This is a genomic window from Polaromonas sp. P1_G2 (assembly GCF_056405515.1).
Genome location: NZ_JBFUBY010000514.1, coordinates 1 through 1,207 on the forward strand (window position 1 = coordinate 1; position 1,207 = coordinate 1,207).

Annotated in this window: 2 protein-coding genes; one reads left to right on the forward strand and one right to left on the reverse strand. The window is 59.8% G+C overall.

Going from position 1 to position 1,207, the window contains the following annotated elements:
• Nucleotides 1-194: 194 nt before the first annotated feature.
• Entirely contained in the window at nucleotides 195-584 is a 390-nt protein-coding gene (locus AC1D0P_RS25810; RefSeq protein WP_477679330.1) for a RidA family protein, read from the reverse strand.
• 147 nt (nucleotides 585-731) lie between these two features.
• On the opposite strand from AC1D0P_RS25810, the gene AC1D0P_RS25815 reads away from it, so the two are divergent.
• Nucleotides 732-1,207: ABC transporter substrate-binding protein (locus AC1D0P_RS25815; protein ID WP_477679331.1), on the forward strand; the 476-nt coding region annotated here is incomplete at its 3' end.

Here is a 1,207-nt window from a genome sequence, read left to right on the forward strand (position 1 = left end):
TTAGCGAGACCCCGCCTGAACCGAGCACCGCAGGTTGCCCGTAGCGCAGCGAAGGGACGCAGCAACCAGGGTCGCCTTTTCTTTTGCTTACTTTTCTTTTGGCGAAGCAAAAGAAAAGTGAGTAGCCGCCGGGCTACCCCCGGCCAGCAACCCTCAGCAAAGAGCACGTAGCAGGAACAAACCAAGAACCAGGCCTAGCCCTTGGGCTTGTAAGCCACCACATCAATCTCCACCCGCGCATCGACCATCAGGCGCGCTTCGGTCGTGGAGCGGGCCGGCTTGCCGTTCGCAAAGTAACTCATATAGACGCGGTTGAAGCTGCCGAAGTCGCGCGCGTCCTGCAGCCACACGGTGGTTTTGCAGACGTCGTCCAGCGTGCAGCCGGCCAGGGCCAGCGCGGCCTGGATGTTTTTCATGACCTGGCGGGTCTGCACCTCGATGCCGCCCTGCACGATTTCGCCTTTTTCGTCGCCCGGCACCTGGCCCGAGACATAAACGAAGTCACCGGCGCGCACGGCGGGCGAAAACGGGCGGGGCTGGTGGTCGGAGGCCAGCGGGGGATTTCCTAAATACTCCAGAGGCATAACAAACTCCTTTCAAAGTCTTTATTGACAGTAATTTTGAAAAATATTTTCAGAAATTCCCCCTTTATTCGGGTTTATCCTGAAAAATACCATTTATAGACCAATTAATCTTCGTTTGTGAAATTTAACTTCAATCAGGAGTTTTTTATGACCCGTGGAATTCGCATGCACCGCCGCACCGCCTTGTCTTCCCTGCTGGCCCTGGGCGCGGCCGGCGCCGGATTCGGCCCGGCCGCCGCGCAGGGCAACAAGTCGGCCTTGAACCTGGCCATGGTGGCCGAGCCGCCGACGCTGGACATCCAGTCCACGCCGGCCGACCTGGTCTGCATCATCATGCAGCACGTTTACGAGCCGCTGTTCACCTTCGACGCCAAGGCGGCGCTGGTGCCGATGCTGGCGGAGGCTATGCCCAAAATCTCGGCCGACGGCAAGCTCTACACCATCGCGCTTCGAAAAGGCGTCATGCTGCACAGCGGCCGCGAGCTCAACGCCGACGACGTGGTGGCCAGCCTCAAGCGCTGGATGGAAGTCTCGCCGCGCGGCAAGTCGGTGGCGGTGCAAGTGGCCGACCTGACGGCCAAGGGACCGCTCACGGTGGACATCACGCTGAAGAACGCCTATGC

Bases quoted from the DNA above. Each gene is read 5' to 3' on its own strand.
- AC1D0P_RS25810 (WP_477679330.1), bottom strand. From the start codon at position 584: ATGCCTCTGGAGTATTTAGGAAATCCCCCGCTGGCCTCCGACCACCAG.